At 70.0% G+C, this 19,209-nt stretch carries 18 protein-coding genes and 1 pseudogene; 10 read left to right on the forward strand and 9 right to left on the reverse strand.

Features of this window, described 5'->3' with window-relative positions; translation table 11 throughout:
- Nucleotide 1: 1 nt before the first annotated feature.
- From menC to ACGFJ2_RS57505, 4 genes are all read left to right on the forward strand, one after another.
- Nucleotides 2-1,129, forward strand: coding sequence for an o-succinylbenzoate synthase (gene menC / locus ACGFJ2_RS57490; protein WP_225301994.1), 1,128 nt, complete (start codon nucleotides 2-4; stop codon nucleotides 1,127-1,129).
- 24 nt (nucleotides 1,130-1,153) lie between these two features.
- Nucleotides 1,154-2,704 carry a GMC family oxidoreductase gene (locus ACGFJ2_RS57495; protein ID WP_225301995.1) on the forward strand — a complete coding sequence of 517 codons (1,551 nt, stop codon included), beginning with the start codon at nucleotides 1,154-1,156 and terminating at the stop codon, nucleotides 2,702-2,704.
- A gap of 30 nt (nucleotides 2,705-2,734) precedes the next feature.
- A complete protein-coding gene (locus tag ACGFJ2_RS57500) occupies nucleotides 2,735-4,162 on the forward strand; it encodes an aldehyde dehydrogenase family protein (protein WP_357961193.1) in 1,428 nt (475 codons plus the stop codon).
- 184 nt (nucleotides 4,163-4,346) lie between these two features.
- Nucleotides 4,347-5,048 carry a hypothetical protein gene (locus ACGFJ2_RS57505; protein ID WP_357961191.1) on the forward strand — a complete coding sequence of 234 codons (702 nt, stop codon included), beginning with the start codon at nucleotides 4,347-4,349 and terminating at the stop codon, nucleotides 5,046-5,048.
- A 166-nt stretch (nucleotides 5,049-5,214) separates the two neighbouring features.
- Here the strand turns inward: ACGFJ2_RS57505 and ACGFJ2_RS57510 are convergent, their stop codons facing one another.
- The 5 genes and pseudogenes from ACGFJ2_RS57510 to ACGFJ2_RS57530 all read right to left on the reverse strand — a co-directional run bounded on the left by ACGFJ2_RS57510 (nucleotide 5,215) and on the right by ACGFJ2_RS57530 (nucleotide 8,527).
- Nucleotides 5,215-6,069, reverse strand: coding sequence for a hypothetical protein (locus ACGFJ2_RS57510; protein ID WP_393483620.1), 855 nt, complete (start codon nucleotides 6,067-6,069; stop codon nucleotides 5,215-5,217).
- Between the two features lie 191 nt (nucleotides 6,070-6,260).
- Nucleotides 6,261-6,830: an NAD(P)-dependent oxidoreductase gene (locus ACGFJ2_RS57515; RefSeq protein ID WP_393483622.1), complete on the reverse strand. Its 570-nt coding sequence runs from the start codon at nucleotides 6,828-6,830 to the stop codon at nucleotides 6,261-6,263.
- Between the two features lie 83 nt (nucleotides 6,831-6,913).
- A pseudogene (locus ACGFJ2_RS57520) lies at nucleotides 6,914-7,057 on the reverse strand (IS5/IS1182 family transposase); the annotation flags it as partial.
- 100 nt (nucleotides 7,058-7,157) lie between these two features.
- A complete protein-coding gene (locus ACGFJ2_RS57525; RefSeq protein ID WP_393483625.1) occupies nucleotides 7,158-7,889 on the reverse strand; it encodes a B3/4 domain-containing protein in 732 nt (243 codons plus the stop codon).
- A 26-nt stretch (nucleotides 7,890-7,915) separates the two neighbouring features.
- Nucleotides 7,916-8,527 (reverse strand): LysE family translocator, encoded by a 612-nt coding sequence (locus ACGFJ2_RS57530; protein ID WP_358203127.1) that lies wholly within the window; start codon nucleotides 8,525-8,527, stop codon nucleotides 7,916-7,918.
- 69 nt (nucleotides 8,528-8,596) lie between these two features.
- Between ACGFJ2_RS57530 and ACGFJ2_RS57535 the strand changes: the two genes are divergently transcribed.
- The 3 genes from ACGFJ2_RS57535 (at nucleotide 8,597) to ACGFJ2_RS57545 (ending at nucleotide 11,388) form a co-directional block, all read left to right on the forward strand.
- Nucleotides 8,597-10,087 carry a PLP-dependent aminotransferase family protein gene (locus ACGFJ2_RS57535; protein ID WP_393483628.1) on the forward strand — a complete coding sequence of 497 codons (1,491 nt, stop codon included), beginning with the start codon at nucleotides 8,597-8,599 and terminating at the stop codon, nucleotides 10,085-10,087.
- A 387-nt stretch (nucleotides 10,088-10,474) separates the two neighbouring features.
- Nucleotides 10,475-10,804, forward strand: a complete 330-nt coding sequence (locus ACGFJ2_RS57540) for a hypothetical protein (RefSeq protein ID WP_357961179.1) — start codon at nucleotides 10,475-10,477, stop codon at nucleotides 10,802-10,804.
- 125 nt (nucleotides 10,805-10,929) lie between these two features.
- Complete coding sequence (locus tag ACGFJ2_RS57545; RefSeq protein ID WP_393483631.1) at nucleotides 10,930-11,388, forward strand: cupin domain-containing protein; 459 nt, start codon at nucleotides 10,930-10,932, stop codon at nucleotides 11,386-11,388.
- A 522-nt stretch (nucleotides 11,389-11,910) separates the two neighbouring features.
- Here ACGFJ2_RS57545 and ACGFJ2_RS57550 read toward each other — a convergent pair.
- Nucleotides 11,911-12,057: a hypothetical protein gene (locus ACGFJ2_RS57550; protein WP_393483634.1), complete on the reverse strand. Its 147-nt coding sequence runs from the start codon at nucleotides 12,055-12,057 to the stop codon at nucleotides 11,911-11,913.
- A gap of 328 nt (nucleotides 12,058-12,385) precedes the next feature.
- A complete protein-coding gene (locus ACGFJ2_RS57555) occupies nucleotides 12,386-15,643 on the reverse strand; it encodes a BTAD domain-containing putative transcriptional regulator (protein WP_393483636.1) in 3,258 nt (1,085 codons plus the stop codon).
- A 72-nt stretch (nucleotides 15,644-15,715) separates the two neighbouring features.
- Here ACGFJ2_RS57555 and ACGFJ2_RS57560 point away from each other — a divergent pair, with 72 nt between their 5' ends.
- The 3 genes from ACGFJ2_RS57560 to ACGFJ2_RS57570 all read left to right on the forward strand — a co-directional run bounded on the left by ACGFJ2_RS57560 (nucleotide 15,716) and on the right by ACGFJ2_RS57570 (nucleotide 18,198).
- The gene (locus ACGFJ2_RS57560) at nucleotides 15,716-16,354 is read left to right on the forward strand and encodes a hemerythrin domain-containing protein (RefSeq protein ID WP_225302058.1); all 639 of its coding nucleotides are present in this window, start codon (nucleotides 15,716-15,718) and stop codon (nucleotides 16,352-16,354) included.
- Nucleotides 16,355-16,395: 41 nt separating this feature from the next.
- Nucleotides 16,396-16,824, forward strand: a complete 429-nt coding sequence (locus ACGFJ2_RS57565) for a DUF4267 domain-containing protein (protein ID WP_357961166.1) — start codon at nucleotides 16,396-16,398, stop codon at nucleotides 16,822-16,824.
- 63 nt (nucleotides 16,825-16,887) lie between these two features.
- The gene (locus ACGFJ2_RS57570; RefSeq protein WP_393483640.1) at nucleotides 16,888-18,198 is read left to right on the forward strand and encodes an FAD-binding oxidoreductase; all 1,311 of its coding nucleotides are present in this window, start codon (nucleotides 16,888-16,890) and stop codon (nucleotides 18,196-18,198) included.
- 298 nt (nucleotides 18,199-18,496) lie between these two features.
- On the opposite strand, the gene ACGFJ2_RS57575 is transcribed toward ACGFJ2_RS57570, so the two are convergent.
- Both ACGFJ2_RS57575 and ACGFJ2_RS57580 read right to left on the reverse strand, forming a co-directional pair.
- Complete coding sequence (locus ACGFJ2_RS57575; protein ID WP_358203072.1) at nucleotides 18,497-18,934, reverse strand: Tn3 family transposase; 438 nt, start codon at nucleotides 18,932-18,934, stop codon at nucleotides 18,497-18,499.
- A partial coding sequence (locus ACGFJ2_RS57580) for a Tn3 family transposase (RefSeq protein WP_393483643.1) occupies nucleotides 18,847-19,209 on the reverse strand: 363 nt, incomplete at its 5' end. The genes ACGFJ2_RS57575 and ACGFJ2_RS57580, both read right to left, overlap by 88 nt.

The following is a 19,209-nucleotide window of genomic DNA, read 5'->3' on the forward strand; positions in this document are numbered from 1 at the left end:
AATGCACATCGAGCGTGTCGAGCTCATCACGGTCCGGATGCCGCTGATCCACCCGTTCACCACCTCGTTCTCCACCCAGACGGAGCGCCTTCCGCTCCTGATCCGGGTCACGGCCTCAGACCACGGCGGCACCGTGACAGGGTGGGGTGAGTGCGTCGCCCTCGCCGAGCCGTTCTACTCGCCGGAATACCTTGAGGGAGCACGAGAGGTCCTGCGGCGATTCCTCGTGCCCGCGCTGTTCGAGTGGCAGGCCGCGGGTCACGCCGTGTCGGCATCGACGGTCGGCGCGGCACTTGAGCACGTGGTCGGCCACCGCATGGCCAAGGGCGCTCTGGAGATGGCGATCCTGGATGCCCAGCTGCGGCTTCGGAACATGTCGTTCGCAGCGCAGCTCGGTGTGACCCGCGTCTCGGTGCCCTCGGGGGTCAGCGTCGGCATCGAGAAGTCGATTCCCGACCTGCTCGGCCGGGTGGCCGACTTCGTCGACCAGGGCTACGCGCGCATCAAACTCAAGATCCAGCCCGGGTGGGACCTCGAGCCGGTCAAGGCGGTGCGCGAGCGGTTCGGCGACATCGCGCTGCAGGTTGACGCGAACACCGCCTACCGTCTCTCCGATGCCCAGCGGCTGCGCAGACTCGACCCCTTCGATCTGCTGCTGATCGAACAGCCGCTGGGCGAGGAGGACCTGCGGCAACACGCTCTGCTCGCGGGCCTGCTCACCACGCCGATCTGCCTGGACGAGTCGATCGTTGACGCGCGGTCGGCCGCCGACGCGATCGCGCTGGGGGCGGCGAGTGTCATCAACATCAAGCCTGGAAGAGTGGGGGGATACCTCGAGGCGGCACGCATCCACGACCTCGCGCTGGCGCACGGCGTCGCAGTCTGGTGCGGCGGCATGCTCGAAACCGGCATCGGCCGAGCCGCCAACGCGGCGTTGGCCGGGCTCCCGGGCTTCACGCTGCCCGGCGACATCTCGGGCTCGGATCGGTTCTACGCCCAGGACATCACCGAGCCGATCGTCATGAAGGACGGCGCGGTGTCGATCCCCGGCGGACCCGGGTTCGGCGTCGAACCCCTTCCCGCGGCACTCGGCGAGATGACCGTTCACACGCTCGACCTCACCGCCTAGCGACGAGACCAAGGATCAGGCCAGATGGGATCAGCAGGCAGCTACGACACCATCGTCGTCGGAGCGGGCTCGTCCGGCTCGGCACTCGCGGCACGGCTCGCCGACGCGGGACAGCGGGTGCTGCTGCTCGAGGCCGGCCGGGACTACGCGGCCTCGCAGCTTCCGGAGGCATGGAGGTCGCCGAATCCGTTGAACGCGATCCTGAACTCCGACTACAACGCGTTCTTGTGGGACGGGCATCTGGCCACCAGGACCGAGGCCCAGGAGCCCTACCTGTACTGGCGAGGCAAGGGCCTCGGCGGAAGCTCGACGGTGAACGGGCAGATCGCGATCCGGCCGCCCATCGAGGACTTCGACGAGTGGGCGGCCTCCGGTTGCACCGGATGGTCGTCCGCGGAGGTCATGGCGGACTTCGTCGCCCTGGAGTCCGACGCCGGCTTCGGCGACGAGGACTACCACGGCACCGCCGGCCCGATCCCCGTCTACCGGGCCCCGGTCGACACGTGGGGCTCGGTCGACCAGGCGCTCCGCGCGGCAGCGCTCGCCTCGGGTTTCGGGTGGGCCCCGGACGTCAACGCACCCGGCGCGACCGGCGTCTCTCCCTACCCCATCAACTCGATCGACCGTCGACGGGTCTCGTGCCACGACGCCTATCTGGAGCCACGTCGCGACAACCCGGGCCTCACCATCCGCGGCGACAGTCTGGTCGACGTGGTTCTCTTCGAACGTGCTCGGGCAGTCGGCGTCCGGCTGGCCAACGGATCGGCCTTCCACGCGAACCAGGTCGCGCTCAGCGCGGGCGCCACGGCCTCGCCCTCGATCCTCATGCGCTCGGGCATCGGCCCCGCCGATGACCTCCGACGGCTGGGCATCGAGGTCCGTGCCGATCTGCCGGTGGGCCGTGGGCTCCAGGACCATCCGATGGCCCTGATAGGCATCCCGCTCACCGAAGCGGCCTCGGCCGGCCCCGCCGACCGGCACACGAACTGCTGCGTGCGCTACAGCAGCGGCACCGTGCCCGGCGGGAACGACATGATGCTGGCCGCCCTCAACCAGAACGCGCTGGCCATGGCGGCGGCCGAAGTGCGCGCCGGCGCCGGTGCCGTCGGGGTGTTCGTCAACCGGACCTACTCGCGCGGAACGCTGAAGCTTCGAAGCGCCGACCCGAGCACGCAGCCCCGGGTGGCGCTGAACATGTTGTCGGACGAGCGCGACATCGACCGCCTGGAAGCGGGCATCAGGCTCCTCGGCGACCTGGTGGCCCACTCCAGCTTCGCGGAGATCGCCGACGGCGATCTCTGGCGGGTCAATTCGTCGCTGCGCGATGCCCTGGACACACCAGGGCGACTGCGCGACTACCTGCGCGCCAGCGTGGTCGACACGCAGCACGCGACGAGCACGTGCCGGATGGGAGATCCGAACGCGCCGGAGACGGTCGTTGACCCCCGGTGCGAGGTCCTCGGTTTCGAGGGTCTCCGAGTCGTCGATGCCTCCGTCTTCCCCTTCGTCCCACGCGCCAACACCCATCTCGCCTGCGTGATGTTCGGCGAGCATATGGCCCGCAGGCTCCACTGAAGCCGGCTTCGATCCAGAAGGAATGAGCAGATGAAGCGCCTGAGCAACATCATCGACGGCACCCCGGTCGAAGCCGCGGACCCGGAACTCCGCAGCGTCGTCAACCCGGCCACCGAACAGGTCGTCGCACTGATTCCGGCCGGATCGGCCGCCGACGCCGCGGCGGCGGTGGAGTCGGCGCAGGCCGCGCACGCGGGCTGGGCGAGGCTCGACCTCGAGGACCGCCTCGGCCGGCTGAGCCGCACCGCCGACCTCCTCGAACGGCATGTGCGTGAGCTGGCGGAACTCGAGAACCGGGAGATGGGCAAGCCTGTCCCGCTCGCCGAGCAGTTCATCGCGGGCGGAATCGCCTCGTTCCGGCTCGGCATCGAGCGGGCGCGGTCCTATCCGTTCGTCGCCGACGTCACAGCTCCGGGCGAGTCCGGACGGACAGTGGTCATCCGTGAGCCGCTGGGCGTGCTGGCACTCATCGTGCCCTGGAACTTCACGGTGACCTCGATCCTGGGAGCCCTGGGCCCCCTGCTCGCCGCCGGCAACACAGTGGTGATCAAGCCCTCGGAGAAGGCGCCGCTGTCCGCGGCCCGGCTCGTCGAGCTGTGCGACCTTCCGGCAGGCGTGGTGAACCTTCTCCTGGGCGACGCGCGCGCCGGCAAGCCCTTGGCCGAGCATGAGGCGGTCAAGCTGGTGCACTTCACCGGGTCTGTCGAGGCGGGCCGCAGCGTCGCCGTCGCCGCGGCCAAGCGCCTTCAGCGAACGATCCTGGAACTGGGAGGGAACGACCCCGTCCTCGTCGACGCCGACGTCGACGTGGCCGCCACCGCCAAGGCGGTCGCGACGTCGACGTTCCTCAACAGCGGACAGATCTGCACATCGTCGGAGCGGATCTACGTGCACCGCGCGGTCGCGGACGAGTTCATCGCCGCCCTCGTGGCCGAAGCCGAAGGCTGGACGATGAGCGACGACCCCTACTCCCCGGGCCTGGGACCACTGGTCGACGACACCCAGAGGAGGATCGTGCACGACCACGTCCACGAAGCCGTCGACCGCGGGGCGACGCTGCTCTGCGGTGGCGGGCAACCAGACCGGCCCGGATACTTCTACCCCGCGACGGTGCTGACCGAGGTCACCTCGGACATGCGCATCATGAAAGAGGAGACCTTCGGGCCGGTCGCCCCCGTCACCGTGGTCGACTCCTTCGCCGAAGCCATCGACCTGGCCAACACCACAAGCTTCGGACTCGCGGCGACGGTCTATTCCTCGACCCCCGAGAACCTGCGGCGCTGCAGGGAGATCAACGCCGCTCTCGTGTGGATCAACGAGTGGCAACACGGTGGCGTCAACATGGTCTACGAGCCGTGGGGGGTCAGCGGGATGGGTGCGACCGGGGCAGCGGCGTCGTTCGACGCCGCCACCCGCCCGGTGTCGATGCTCTACTCGCCGTCCACGAACCACGGGTAGTACGGGGCCGTGCTCCAGGCAGGGGTCGCGCCGGTCGTGGCGGCCTGAGCAAGGGCCCACTCCGGAGAGCCGAATATGAGTAGGGGCTACTCATGTCCGGCGGTGGGCCGCGGGACAGGATGCGATCACGGGGCTGGGAGTGCCCGCCCGCGATCCGTTCCTTGATCTCTCCCAGAGGAAGAACATGCTCACACGTTCCGGCAAGCTCGCGGCGATGACCGCGTCGGGATGCCTGGCGATGTCGGTGCTCGGGGTCACGGGAGCCGCCGCCGAGACGGCGTTCGCCCCTGACACCTGCGCCAGCGGGTACGTCTGGCGCGGCGCGCGGCCCAGCGACCACGTCTGCGTGGACCCGTCCGTACGCGACCGTACGCGGTCGGAGAACGCCTCCGGCGTCTGGCACGCGTGCACGACCGGGTTCGTCTGGCGGGAGGCGTACACCGGTGACTACCGGTGCGTGGTCCCCAGCTCCCGCTCCCAGGCGCGGCAGGACAACGGCAGCGCGGCCCGCAGGCTCGCCTGGGTCGTCATGGTGAAGCGCAACCACGCCGGTAACGGGCCCTCGTGCGACGGTGAAAGCTGCTCCACCACCAACGAGGGGCCGTACCAGACCGTGGGCGTCCGCGGCTACTACCTGACGCCGGGCACCCAGGTCGCCGTCCAGGTCAGGCGCGCCTCGGATGACCGGGTGCTGTGGCAGGGCCGGGCCACGGCGCAGCCGGGCGGTAACGGACCGGCGGGCAACTACTCGGTCGACACGGGGCGGGTCCTGTGCGGTGGCAGCTCGTTCGCGGCGCCGCTCACCGCGTACGTGGTGGTGCGCGGCGACGGCGGGCAGTGGTCGCCGCGCGTGCCGATCGCCTGGCGGTCCTGCGGACTGGTGTGATCAGCGTGCCAGGGGTTCCGGCCGGGGCCCGGTGAGGATCCTCGCGTTGAGCACCGTGGTGACCTTGAGGGCCCATTCGCTCGGCTCTCGTACGAAGGTTCCGTGTCCCGGCCGTCCCGGGCCGTCGTCACGTGCGGCGTCGTGCAGTCCGCGTCGGCGCAGGTGATCATGGACAGGGCGCCGTTCCTGGAGTTGAGCCGCGCGGCCACCGGACGGTCGTCCGCGCGACCGCCACCGCCAGGCTGCGATAACCGCTGTCGTCGAAGGGCGACTCCAGTTCGGCGGCCATCTTCCGCTCGGGCCGGTAACAGGCCGGATCGTCGCAGAACGTGAACAGGACCGTCTCCGACCCGGGCTCGGACGGAGGCCGGTCCGCCGGCCTCTCGTTCCGGCGCGTCTCCACGACGACCAGGCCGCCGTCCGGGCGTACGGCGAGGGCCACGGAGCTGCCTTGCGGGTCGAAGGTGGGCTCGGACAGCGGCTTGCCGCCCGCCGGGGGCACGCACCCGTTGCCGTCGCAGATCAGCAGGCCGAGCCGGACGGCGTTCCCCAGGCGGCCCCGGACCTGGGGGTCCGCGTTCCAGGCGGTCAGGACCAGGCGGCCGTAGCCGCGGCCGAGCGCCCGCCATCCCGAACGCCCTTCAAGGATCACGGCCGGCACGGCCAGCAGGAACGGCGCCGCGAACACCGCGAGCCCCACCATGACGAAGATCGACAGGCAGGACTGAGCGGTCGCCCACGCCACGCCGAGCCCGGCGGCCACGATCGCCGCCCATCCGAGCAGCATGATCGCACCGGCCGCGAGCATGGCGGGCGCGCGCCGCAACGCGGCGGACGGCGACACGGAGCGGTCGAGCATCAGCCCCGCCGCCATCAGCACAGCCGCGGGCAGCACCACGGCGTGCGCGAGCATCGAGACGACCCCCATCGCGACCGTCCAGCCCACCAACGGTCCAGGGAGCGCGGACAGCAGCGCGAACTGCCCGTTGACCAGGCCGCCCGCATCCCCGACCAGCGGCATGGCCGCCAGGTACCACGATGGCCGCCGGTAGCGACGCGATGAGGGCGGGCCCCGCCAGGCGGGCCAGGTGCCGTACCGTCCATCGGGTGCTCTGCAACAGGACACTGGTGCGCCATATATGACCGACGGTGTCGGGGATTGTCATCCTGGAGATTCTGCCACCGGAGATCTTCGTCCGGCTGCGGGGCGCGTTATGCGATGCGGGCGAGGTCGCGCATATGGTTCGGGTACGCCGGAGGCAGCCCCTTGGCGTACCGCTCGAGTTCGTCGAGGGCGGCCTCGGCGAGGCGATGGACCTCCGTGCCCATGGCGCTGGCGATGTGCGGCGTGAGCTGCACGTTGGGCAGCCCGAACAGCGGTGAGTCGACCGGCAGCGGTTCGGGGTCGGTGACGTCGAGGATCGCGCTGAGCCGCCCGCTCACGCATTCGGCGGTGAGCGCGCCGGTGTCGATCAGGCTGCCTCGGGCGGTGTTGATGACCGTGGCGTGGTCGGGGAGCAGCGCGAGGCGGTCGGCGTTCAGCAGGTTCCGGGTCTCGGGCAGCGACGGCGCGTGCAGGGGCACGATGTCGCTGCGGTGCAGCAGGTCGGGCAGCGGAACGAGGGTCGTGCCGAGGGCCTGGGCGTCCGCCTCGGTGGCGTAGGGGTCGCTCGCGAGCACGGTGAGGTCGAAGGACCGCAGCAGGTGTGCCACCCGCCGGCCGGTATGCGACAGGCCGACGATGCCGACGACGCGACCGTAGTTGGACCGACCACCCCCCACAACTGCTTGGCTGCGACGCAGGTCAGAGACGGATTCGTTGTTTTTTCCGCGATTGCTACCGGGACCCCCGTTACCGACACCCGATGTTCGAGGTGGAGGAGAACTTGGGCGGCTTTGAGGATGGCACCGATCCGCCGAAGGTCGAGACTGACTCGGCGGAGCGCCCTGGAGGTGGGCTTCAGCAGGGAGTTCGTTCGCTCGGCGACCCCGTGGACGCCACGTATGAGCCCCTCCCTGCCAAATGGACAGAGGTAGCAAACGGCGCGATCGGCCGCCCGTCGCAGAAGACGGGCCACAGGTCCGCTACATCTTGCCGGTACGGGTCGGTCAGTGTTGCGTCTCGTCTCCCGCCCCGCTTGGCTGGATGGCGAAGTCAAAGCGCGGCGCGGAGCGGCTCAACGTCGCGGTCGGCATCGAGATCGGCCAGACGCTGCTCAACGCGTCCGTCAGCGCGGCAATGAGGTCCGGGACGTCCTTGGCCGCCGAGGAGTGCAGCCCCTCCGCGATGATCAAGGCCGTATGGGTCTTGTCGCGAACGGCCGAGTGGCCGCTCTGCCGGTTCGTCCATCGCCGGGCGTGGGCGTGCCCCGCGGCGTCGACGAAGGTCACCTCTCCCGGTTCTGGGTTTTCCAGCTCTCCCGACAGTGTCAGGTACTTCTCGTCGCCAGCCGCAAGCCGGACTTCGAGGTGCCCGGAGATCCTGGCGACGTCCAGCGCGGCCACCGGGATCGCGAAGGCGAGTGAGGCGGCGTTGCAGAGGTCGACCAACGGGTGGATCCGCGGCAGTGCGCCTTCCTTGCGGAAGCGCCGCAGCAGTGACTCCGAGGCGCATCGATACCGCGTTGGCTTGAGTCCCATCTTCGAAAAGGTGCGCCGCCAGGCCTGGATCTCGGGCAGGTCGGCCTCCGTGCCCGCCGCGAGCCGCGCCTTGGCGAGCATGTTGAACGCCTCGATCCGGGGCTCGACGACCGCGTCGGCGGTGATCCCCGTGGCGACGAGCACGCCGGCGACGAGCTCGGGGTGCTCAGACCAGATCTCGTCCGAATGCTGGAAGTACATGTTCGGCTCCGTCGTGGGCTCGGCGGTCATCGGACGGCGAGCGCGAGCTTGGCGCCGAGGGCGACGAATGATCCGGCGAAGCCCCTGCGCAGCCAGGCCATCAGCCGCGGCCGCGCGATCACGCGGTCCCGTACCGAGGCAGCAAAGACGCCATAAACGGCGAAGATCGCGAGTGTGGCCAGCATGAACACGGCGCTGAGTTCCAGCATCCGCAGCACGTACCCCGGCTCGCCGGTGTCGACGAACTGCGGCAGGAAGGCGAAGAAGAAGATGGTTAGCTTCGGGTTGAGAAGGTTGATCAAGATGCCGGAGGCGATCACGCGTCCGGCTGGGAGCGGCGTGGTTTCCTCCTCGGCGACGATCGGATCTGTGTCCTTCAGCGTGGCCCACGCCATGTACAGCAGGTAGGCCACGCCCAGGTACTTGACGAGCTGGAACGCCGTCTCGCTGGTGTGCAGCAGCGCCGCCATGCCGGTGATCGCCGCCACCATGTGGGGAACGATGCCCAGCGTGCATCCGATCGCGGCGACGACGCTCGCGCGGCGGCCGTGCGATAGCCCCGCCGACAGTGTGTAGATCGCCCCGGTGCCAGGCGTGGCGACCACGATGAGCGTGGTGACCAGGAACGCGATGCTCAAGGTGGTCCTCCTGATGGGCTCTGGTGATGGCCGTTCTCGTGACCGGAACTCTGCCGCCACAATGGCCTCATGAACAGGTCCAATGAAGACCTCGTCGAGAGGGCCATAAAGGCCGGCTCCGATTTCCTCCAGCTGAACGTCGAGGACGCGCCCGTCGGTGGGCTGTCCGAATGGCTCACCGACCGATTGCGGTCGGCGATCTGCGACGGCCGCCTGACCGTGGGGAGCAGGTTGCCTGCGAGCAGGGTGCTCGCGCGGGATCTCAGCGTGTCCCGCGGCGTCGTCACCGAGGCCTACCAGCGTTTGAACGAGGAAGGCTATGTCGCAGGGCGCCGCCGGAAGGGGACGATCGTCGTCGGCGCTCCGGGCCGGACGCCACCGGCGCGGCCGCCGTCCCTTCCGGCGGACGTGGTGCCGGAGGACGCGGTGTTCACGGCGTCGCCCGGCGTCGAGGTCTTCGACTTGCTGCGGGCGGCCGCAGCGCGGATCGACCTGTCACCGGGCGTGCCCGACCTGGCCGCCTTCCCGCGGTCAGCGTGGCTGCGTGCCGAACGCTCACTGCTCGCCGACCTGGCATTCTCCGCCCTTGGATACGGAGATCCGCGCGGAACCCCGGCGTTGCGCGTCGCCGTGGCGAACTGGCTGGCCCGCAACCGCGGGATCCTCGTCAACCCGGCAGATGTGATCATCACCGCCGGCACCGCTCAGGCGCTCGGACTGTTCGCCGAGATGCTCGCCGAGGCCGGGATCCGCGAGGTGGCGGTGGAGGATCCCGGATCGCTGGGCGCCCGCCAGCACCTGCACAACCGGCGGCTGGTCACCCCACCGGTGCCGGTCGACGCCGACGGGATAGAGGTCGGCGCGCTGCGCGCGACAGGCGCACCGGCTGTCCTGCTCACGCCGGCGCATCAGTTCCCGACAGGCGTGGTGCTCGGCGGCGATCGGCGCCGCGAGCTGATGCGGTGGGTCGATGACGGCGGCCTGATCATCGAGGACGACTACGACGCCGAGCACCGTTATGACCGGCCTCCGGTTCCGGCGCTACGGTCGGCGCTCGGCGAGCGCGTCTGCTACGCCGGGAGCGTGTCCAAGCTACTGGCGCCGGCGCTGAGGATCGGATGGGTCCTCGCGCCGCCGCGGTATCGGGACGCCGTCGTGGCCGCCAAGCGGTTTGCCGACCTCGGCAACGCAACACTGCCGCAACTGATACTGGCCCGCCTGATGGAGTCGGGGGAGATGGAACGCCATCTGCGACTGCTGCGCGGACGCCACCGCCGCCGTCGGGACGCCATGATCGACGCGATCAGAGCACAGCTACCGGACGCGGCGGTCCACGGCGCCGCAGCGGGCCTGCACCTGACGATCACATTCGACGCCGGGTTTTCCGACGTTGACCTCGCCGCCGCGTCGCTCGCGTGCGGGGTGAAGGTGCAGCCGCTCTCGTGGCACCGGCAATGCCCCGGCCGCCCGGGGCTCGTGCTCGGCTACGCCGCGAGCACCCCGACCGCCATCGGCGAAGCCGTGGCGATCATCGGCGAGGCACTGCGCCGTGTGCGCTGACGCGGCTCCGCAGGGCACCCAGTGCAGCTGATCACACCCTGCCGGTCCACATCCACACTCACACCCTGGACCCGACCGCATCGGAACGGCCAGTATTGGTAACCCGAGCCCCGACGGCTCGCTGACGCGACTGGTCGTTCGGTTCCTGCTCAAGGGCCTGGAAGTCCCAGAGTTCACTGAATTGACGGTTCGTCGGACGGAACCGATGGATCTTCATGCCTCATGACCCATTTCGACCCCTGGGTTCGCCGCGACTGGCGGGGTCTTGCTCTTCAGCTGCGGTGGCCAGCAGGGCGCGGGCGTTCTCGGCACAGCGGATAGCGGATAGCGGATAGCGGTCTTGGGGTCGAGACCGAACACCGCAGCGAGGGGGAGCGGGTCCGGGCCATGCGCGAGGGCTTCTTCGAGCTGCTGATCAACGTGAAGGCGTTCAAGTGCCGCAGCCTGACCGCGCAGCTTCTAAGCGGAATAGATCTTGGATACGAGACCGACGCCGTGGGCGCTCATCTGGTCGATCCACAGGTGAGGATTGACTGTGCTCGGCCAGCGGGTGCGACGGTAGTCGAGCCATTTGAGCAGGATCTGATGGGTGAACTCGTCAATGGGGCACGCGGCGCAGCAGGTCCTCCAGGCCCGTCGCGAGCCATCGTGGCTCCGGCGCGCCGATCACACCAGATGAGCTCCTCGGGAATGCACCGGTGGGACGACGCCCTCTAGCTCATGACCACTCCGCTTGCCCCGCCGACGGATCACGGCTTGACTAACCGGACCGCAGTCCGATAACTTGCGACCATATTCGGACCATAGTCCGCTTCTCGGATTCTCGCAGCAGAGGGTAAGTCATGCTCAAGAAACTGATTCTGGCCAGCATGGCCAGTTCACTGGCCATGCTGGCGAGCGGAACGGCTAGTTCGCTCGCCGAGTCGCGCCCCGCACAGGCCGCCGGCCAAGTCATCTACCACTCTCACAAGGAGGATGGATCGCCCTGCGAAGGACTGAAGGGATGCACATTCGTCCAATTGAAGGGCGATCCGAAGACCGGCCCTTCGGAGGCGATGTTCACTCTCAAGGCCGGCACTCCCTTCTCCCCGCACTGGCACACCAGCCCAGAGCGCGTCGTCGGAGTCTCGGGGGTCATGCTGTGGCACGTGGAGGGACGCAAGACCTATCGGGTCGGTGCAGGCGATTACCTGTATTACCCATCGAAGGCGGTGCACTGGGGCAAGTGTGCTCTGGGTGCCGACTGCGTCTACTACGTGTACGACTCCAAGCCCTACGACTTCCATCCCGCCGAACGCTGAAGTGGCGTTGCGTCGACCGACGCCGACTCAGCCGCAAGGAAGCTCAGGCAGAAGCCCGCCGTACAGGAGGGGTGGCCGTTCAGCACACCTGGCGATCACGGGCACAGCCCGACTGATCGGCGACTCCGGCACCGGCAAGTCGCACCTGCTCATCACCTTAGGCACCGAAGCGGCGATGCCTGGATTCCAAGTGAAATAGACCCTGGCCACCTGGCTGGTCAGGGTGGCAGTGGACTCGGCATCGAGGCCCACATCGATGTCGGCTATCAGCGCGGTTCCGGCTGATCAAGGATACGCGGCTGGACTCTCCCATATTGGAAGAGTCCATGCTGGGGCATAGACGAGGAACTGCTGCCGATCGGGCAGTTCGCCAGGCTCGGTCGGCTGAGCGTCAAACGGCCTCGCTGTAGTCCCGGGGAAATTTCCAACAGATTTGCCTGACCTGCGGCGATACACAGGGCCTGGACGGCAGTCGCGAGGCGTCTACGGTGGGATCATGGGCGATGACGAGCCGAGGTTCGGCTACGGCCAAGGACGGCGGCCGCTGTGGAGCCAGCGCGAGCGCGATGCCGAGCAGGTTCTGCGGGTGTGGCCGGCCAGCAGGCGGGGCAGCAGCCGGGCGGTGGGGGTGGCCCAGTGCACGTACTCGATCGCGCCGCCCTTGGACACGACCCGGGCGCGGCGACCGGATACTGAGGCCCGGTCACGGCGGTCAGGCGGGCGAGGGTCTCGGCGTAGCCGGCGCGGGTGGTGGCCGCCTGCACCGACTCCAGGAAGCGCTCGACCGCGGCCGTCATCGACGAGGCGGGCGGGGGCCCGGCGGCCGGGGAAGGACGACGGACACGGACGTCCTCCGGGCAGGCGATGTGACACATAATGTAGCCGAGTCGCCGTCGTGGCGGCAGACGCCGAGCTGGGCGGACACGGCCCTAAGGCCGCCCACGTGACAGATAATGCAAGTTCTGTGTCACAGATGTGGCGTCGCCATGGGCAGAGACTAGGTGGTCGTTCGCAACCGGGCCTCGGCGGCCCAATGAGGTGCGTTCCACCGGTCGGCGATGGTGGCGGCCTGAGCGAAGTGGGCGGCGGCCTCGTCGTCGTGGCCGAGGAAGACGGCCAGCTCGCCGAGGGTGTAGGCGACCGGGCGCAGCTCCACGGACAGGCTCGTGGCGTCCGGCGGGGGGCCGTCGCAGCGCGCAAGCAGCGTCGCGTAGATCTCCTCGGCCGCGGCGCGGTCGTCCAGGGCGATGGCGGCCATCGCGCGGACGGTCGTGAGGAAGGTGAAGAAGTAGTCGGGCCGGATCGGGTCCGAGGTGCGTACCCGGCGGGCTTCGTCGATCAGGCCGTTGGCGTGCAGGGCGAGGACCAGCAGGTCGGAGGCGATCGGGCCGAACGCCTCGTGGAAGGCGCGCACCTCCTCCAGGTGCTCGCCGAGCGTGCCGTTGTTCACCCAGATCGCGGCCAGCGCGAGGCGGAGGAAGCCGACGGCGTGCAGGGATCCGGCGCGCCGCATGCCGTCGGCGGCCTCGGTGTAGAGCCGTTCGGCGTCGGCGAACCGGCCCTCGATGAGGGCCAGGGTCGCCAGCACCACCTCGGCGACGCCGATCGCTTCGGGCAGCCGGTAGGTGCGCGCGAGGTCGAGCGCCTCGGCAGCCGCGCGGCGCATGGTGGCCGGGTCGTTGGCCCCGGCGGCGGCGCTGGCCTGGTTGAGCAGCCCGGTGACGCGATAGACGGGCAGGTCGTGCTCGGTGCCGATCGCCACCAGTTCGCGGCAGAGGTTGTCGCGTTCGGGCAAGCCGCGGTGGCCGCGGGTAATGACCTGGAGGGCCGCCGCCCGCAGGCGGGGTGAGGTGGCGAGGTCGAGCGCCTCGCGGGCCGCCGCCAGGGCGGTGGGGTCGTCCTCGCCGACCAGTTCTTCGGCGTAGGCGGCGAGGAGGTGGCTGCGTGCCTCCGGGGCCAGGTCGGTGCGCTTGAGCAGGCGGCTCAGCCTGTCGACGATGGGCCGGTCCACCGTGCCGTACTCGCGGGACTGCCATGGTGTCGGCTCGGTCCAGGCCGTGAACGCGGCGATCATCAAGTCGTCGCGTCCCAGGGACTCGGCGTACTCGACGGCCTGCAGGCGGGTCTGGCGCGCGGCAAGCAAGGCGCCGGCCCGGATCTGCGCCCGCAGCAGCCTGCCATGCAGGTCTATGCGCTCCTCCGGGCCGGTCGAGTTCGCGACCGCGTCGGTGAGGAGATCGGCTGCGACGTCGTGGGCGTAGCGTGCTTCGGCCAGTTCGGCGGCCCGGAGGCAGTAGCCGACGGCCTTGGGGGATCCGGCTCGCGCGTAGTGGTGCGCGAGCGCCGGGATGTCGCCGGTGGCTTCCAGAGCGGCGGCGATGCGGGCGTGCATGCGGGATGCCCGCAGGCGGCTGACGCCGGCGATGAGGGTGTCGCGGACGAGGGCGTGGACGAACCGCACCCGTCCGGGGCCGGGCTCGCTCAGCAGCCCGGCGATCACGCCTGCGTCCAGTGCGTTCAGCACGCCTTCCTCGTCGGTGTCGGCGGCGTCCACGAGGACGTCCACCGAGCTCTCCCGGCCTGCGACCGCGGCCAGTCGCAGCACGGCCACGCCTGCCTCGGGCAGCCGTGCGAGGCGCCGCCGCAGCACGTCCCGTACGCCTTCGGGGACCTCGGAGAGGGCGACCAGCGCGCCCTCTCCGTTCAGCAGCCGCGCGCTCTCCCGCACATAGAACGGGTTGCCGCCGGTGCGCTCGGCGATTCCGGCGACGGTCTCGTCATCGGCCTCACACTCATTCCGTACGATCTGCGCGACAGCCGCGTCGTCCAGGCCGGGCAGGGGGAGCCGCAGCGGCGTGGCGCGCGCCAGCGAGGCCAGCGTTTCGGTGAGGTGCCCGCTCTCGTCCGCCCGGTAAGCCGCCACGACCAGAACGGGGGCCCGAATGCCGAGGCAGCCGCCGAGCAGCTCCAGCGTGACGGCGTCCGCCCAGTGCAGGTCGTCCAGCACGACGGCGACCGGGCTTTCCGCGGCGACGGCCGCGAGCCACTTCCACACGGCCTGACGCAGGCGGAACCGTCCCGCGGTGGCGTCGACGTTCACCGGCTCGGTGTCGGTGAGCAGCGGCGCGAGGTCGTCCGCGAACTCGCCCGGGGACCTGGTCGCGGCAACGCCTCTCAGCGCCTCAGTCCAGGCCCACGCGGGCGGCGCGCTGTCGACCTCCGAGCAGTGGCCGACGGCGACCAGCCATCCGTCACGTTCGAGCCGCCTGCCGAGGCGTTCCAGAAGCGTCGACTTGCCGAGTCCGGCCTCGCCGGTGACAAGGGCGATGCGCGCTCCGTCGGCGGCGGCCTCGGCAGCGGCCGCGACCAGTGCCGCCAGCTCCTCCTGGCGTCCGACGAACGGCGCCTCGGTGATCGGAACCGTCTGCGGCAGCGGGACAACAGGCGGTGGCAGGAACACGGACGCGTGAAGGACGTCCGTGCGCTGGGTGAGGATCGCCTCCTCCAACGCCGTCAGGTCCGGGCCGGGGTCGAGCCCGAGCTCCTCGGCGAAGATCCCGCGAACGCGGCGGAGCGTCGCCAGCGCGTCGGCTTGGCGGCCACTGCTCCACAAGGCCAGGGCGTGCAGCCGCCAGCCCTCCTCACGCAGAGGCTCGTCGCGGGTGAGCCGCTCAGCCTCGGGAACCACCGCGGCGGGGTCGCCGATGCGCAGACCGGCCGCGACGTGCAGTTCGGTGGCGACCAGGCGCAGCTCGTTCAGCCGGGCCGTCTCCGCGGCGGCCCACGGCTCGTCGGCGACCTCGGCGAACGCCGGTCCCTGCCACAGGCCCAATGCCTCGGCGAGCCGGGCCCGGGCGGCGCGCGGGTCGGTGTCCGTACGGGCCTGGTCGAGCAGGTCCTCGAACCGCCACGCGTCCACCGACTCGCGGGGCAGCCGCAGCGCATAGCCGGGCGCCGCGCTCACCAGCAGCCGGGCCGGCGTGCGTGACGGGCGGCCGGGCTCCAGCAGCCGGCGCAGGTTGGACACGTACGCCTGCAAGGACATCAGCGCCCGCGCGGGCGGCTCCCCGCGCCACAGGTCCTCGATCATCCGGTCGACCGGCACGACCTGCCCGCGCGCCGCCACCAGCAGGGCCAGTACGCCGCGCTGCCGCGGCCCGCCGAGGTGGACGGGCTCACCGTTCACCTCGGCGGCGAATGAGCCCAGTACGCGGATGAAAACCATGATCCGGACATAGTACTTGGGCTGTTCCAAATCGGCTCCAAGCCCCCTCCAAACACCCGAGAGCAACCTGAACACGTCGCAACCGATGAAGGACAGGAACAGATGAGCGTCAATACCCAGGACATGGAGATCGTGCACCGCGTCTTCCGCCGTGAAACACGGCTGCTGGTGGACCTCGTCGCGGCGGTCGCCCCGGGTGACACTGCTCGCGCCAAGGTGATCGCCGACCACTTCCGCATCTACCGGCTGGGCCTGCACCACCATCACGAGGGCGAGGACGAGCTGCTGTGGCCGCCGCTGCTCGCCCGGGTGGACCTGGAGGCCGACATCGTCCTGCGCATGCAGGCCCAGCACGAACGCATCGCGGCCACCCTGACCAGACTGGCCGCCGCGGTCCCCGCCTGGGAGGCCACCGCGGGCGCCGACGAACGCGACACCCTGGTGGCCGCCCTCGCCGAGCACCGCGCGGTCCTGCTGGAACACCTCGACGACGAGGAGGCCACCCTCCTCCCGCTCGCGGCCAAGCACATCACCCAACAGGAGTGGGCCTCCCTGGGCGACCACCTGGTGAACAACACTCCCAAGCTCACCCTGCTCACGCTCTTCGGCGCCGTCCTGGAAGACGCGAACCCGGCCGAGCGCGCCATCGTCCTCAGCGGCCTGCCCGCCCCGGTCCGCGTCATCTGGCACGTCATCGGCCGCCCCCGCTACGCCCGCCACATCCGCCGTGTCCGCGGCTGAACCCTGCTCCGACCCCGTCTGAACATCAAAGGAGAACAACCATGTCGCAGAAGAAGCTCAACACCGTCCTGGCCGCCGCCGTCGTCCTGTTCACCCTCTACCTCGGGTTGTCCTTCGTCCTGCCCCTCGGGACGTCCTTCCCGGGCCTGCCGAACTGGCCCTCTGGCGACAGCGGCTTTCCTATCGTGAAGGGCAGCCGCGAAATCGCGATGGGCCTGGCCATGGGCATCCTGCTGGTGACGGGCCACCGCCGCGCCCTGGGCTGGGTCCTGCTGATGGTGGCCGTCGCCCCGTTCGGCGACATGGTCAACGTGCTGGCCCACCACGGCTCCATGGCCGCCGCGTTCGGCATCCACGGCCTGACCTCGGCGCTGATCGCGGTCACGGGGTTGCTGATCCTCCGCGAGACCAGCAAGGCGCGCAAGGCCCAAGAGACCGCCACCCCAGCGCCCGCCGCGCAGCCCGCCTGACGTTCCCGCAGTGCGGCACGGTGTTCCTTCGCATTTTCTGAGAACTCGAAAAGGGAGACGACGATGACGATCAACGATTTGCGCGGTGTCCTCAAGGGGCGCGTGCTCCTGCCCGGTGACGACGGCTTTGAACAGGCGGCCACCGCGTGGAATCTGACCGTCAGGCAGCCGGTGGCGGCCGTGGCGGAGGCCGTGGATGCCGATGACGTGGCGGCGCTTGTGCGTTACGCGCGGCGGGCGGGTCTGACGGTGACCGCGCAGCCGAGCGGGCATGGCGCCTCGGGTGATGTGGAAGGCCTGATCCTGTTGCGTACCGGCCTGCTGAACGAGGTGGAGGTACGCGCCAAGGAGCGCGTGGTCCGGGTGGGCGCGGGTGTGAAGTGGGGGCAGGTGCTGGCGGCGGCCGGTCCGCTGGGTCTGACTGGCCTGTCCGGTAGCGCGCCGGGGGTCAGCGTGACCGGCTACACCCTGGGCGGTGGGGTCGGCTGGTTCAGCCGCAAGTACGGCTTCGCCTCCGACAGCGTGCGGGCTATCGACATCGTGGACGCCGATGGCGAGCCGGGCCGGGTGAGCGCCGAGTCCGATCCCGAGCTGTTCTGGGCGCTGCGCGGCGGTGGCGGGGACTTCGCGGTGGTGACCGCCCTCGAACTCGAGCTGTATCCCGTGCCAGTCCTGTACGGCGGGCGTGTGATCTGGCCGGAGCACCGGACCAGGGAGGTGTACGACGCGTTCCTGGAGATCACCGCCGAGGCGCCGCGTGAACTCAGTGTCTGGATCAACCGGCTCCAGCCACCCGGCGCGTCGCCGATGGTGACGCTGGATCTGGCTTACCTGGGTGAGGCGGCTCAGGGGGAGGACCTGCTGGCGCGCCTCGACAAGATCGAGGGCGCGATCTCCGACAGCCGCGGCGTCGTCCCGGTTGCCGACCTGGGCGGCATCACCGCCGAGCCCACCGATCCGGCCCCGTCCATCGCTCGTGCGGAGCTGCTCACCGGCCTGGACGCGGACGCGGTGGAGCTCGTGCTGGCCAAGCCGGTCGAACCGCTTATCAACCTGCAGATCAGGCACCTGGGCGGGGCGCTCGCCGAGCCGGAGGGCGGGGCCGGTGCGAGCGGCGCGGTGGCCGAGCCGTACCTGCTCGGCCTGCTGGGTCTCGGCCTGCCGCACGCGGCCGACGCGACGCGCGCCAAGCAGGCCGAGGTCGTGGCCGACCTGGAGGCCTACATCAGCGGCCACAAGCCGTACACCCTGCTGTCCCCCGGTGACACGGCGGCCAAGTCCTTCTCCGGCAGCGCGCTCGCGCGGCTGCGGGAGATCAAGCGGGCCCGTGACCCGCACAACGTGTTCCGCGCCAACTACCCGGTGCACGGATAGATCGGTTCCCACTGCGCGCACGGCATCGCAGATGCGACGGCGACTCGACCGCAGCCCGCGCCCGCCAGGAGCCGGCACCTTCGGTGCCACGTCCGCGAACAGGTTCTCGGATAGCCCTGATCGCGCGGATCGCGGTCAGCTTGTCGATCTCACGCAGCATCGACTCCAGGCTGATGTTGCCCGGCATCGCCTTGATCAGCGCCAGCACCGAATCGCCCGTCCGCAGTGACCGGGCCCCGCACAAGGCTGGGCGGGGGACACCGGCGCGGCGCGCAGGCCAGGCGCCGGGAAGCGGCGATCACATCAGAGCTATCTCCGTAGCCACCGGACGCAGTGGCCGCCAGCCGCCGCCATCCAGCTTGGCCAATTCCGCCTCCACGTCGACATTGATCACGCCGAAGAAGTCGATGTTCTCGCTGTGCGCCGGAGAGATGTGGGCCGGCAACTCATCCGGCACGTCCCGGCTGGTCGCCCGCAGTTGCCGCACGGCGAGCGAGTAGTACTCTGTGGTCCAGGTGGTGACGGCGTTGGTCAACACGGTCAAACACCACGCCTGATCGGTCTGATCGGCCAAGGCCGGCTTGGTGACGGTGCCCTGCTGGGCGTAGTGCAGGTCCCGGCGCAGCGCGTGCAGGCTCTCGCCCTTGTTCAGCTGCCGGGCGATCTTCCTGCGGTAGGCCGGGCCGGATCCGACAGATACTTCGCCGCATGCAAGGTGCGGCGCAGCATGCCCCACTCCTTCAAGGCAGCGGCCAGGGTGTTCTGCCGGGAGGCCGCCGACCACTTGCCCACCACCAGCGACGCGGTGGCCTGGCCATACTTCAGCGACCCGGCCATGCGCAGCAGATCGGGCCAGCACTCGGTGATCAGGTCTTCATTCCAGCGCGCGCTCAGCAGCGGCCCGGCATGTGCCTCACGCAGCGTCTCCTCCCGCACGTACCACTCCTGCGTCCAGCGCAGCACGTCATAGCCGATGCCGCAGGCCTCCGCCATCCTGGACAACCCCGGATT

It is taken from the genome of Nonomuraea sp. NPDC049028, assembly GCF_043197735.1.
Classification (GTDB): Bacteria; Actinomycetota; Actinomycetes; order Streptosporangiales; family Streptosporangiaceae; genus Nonomuraea.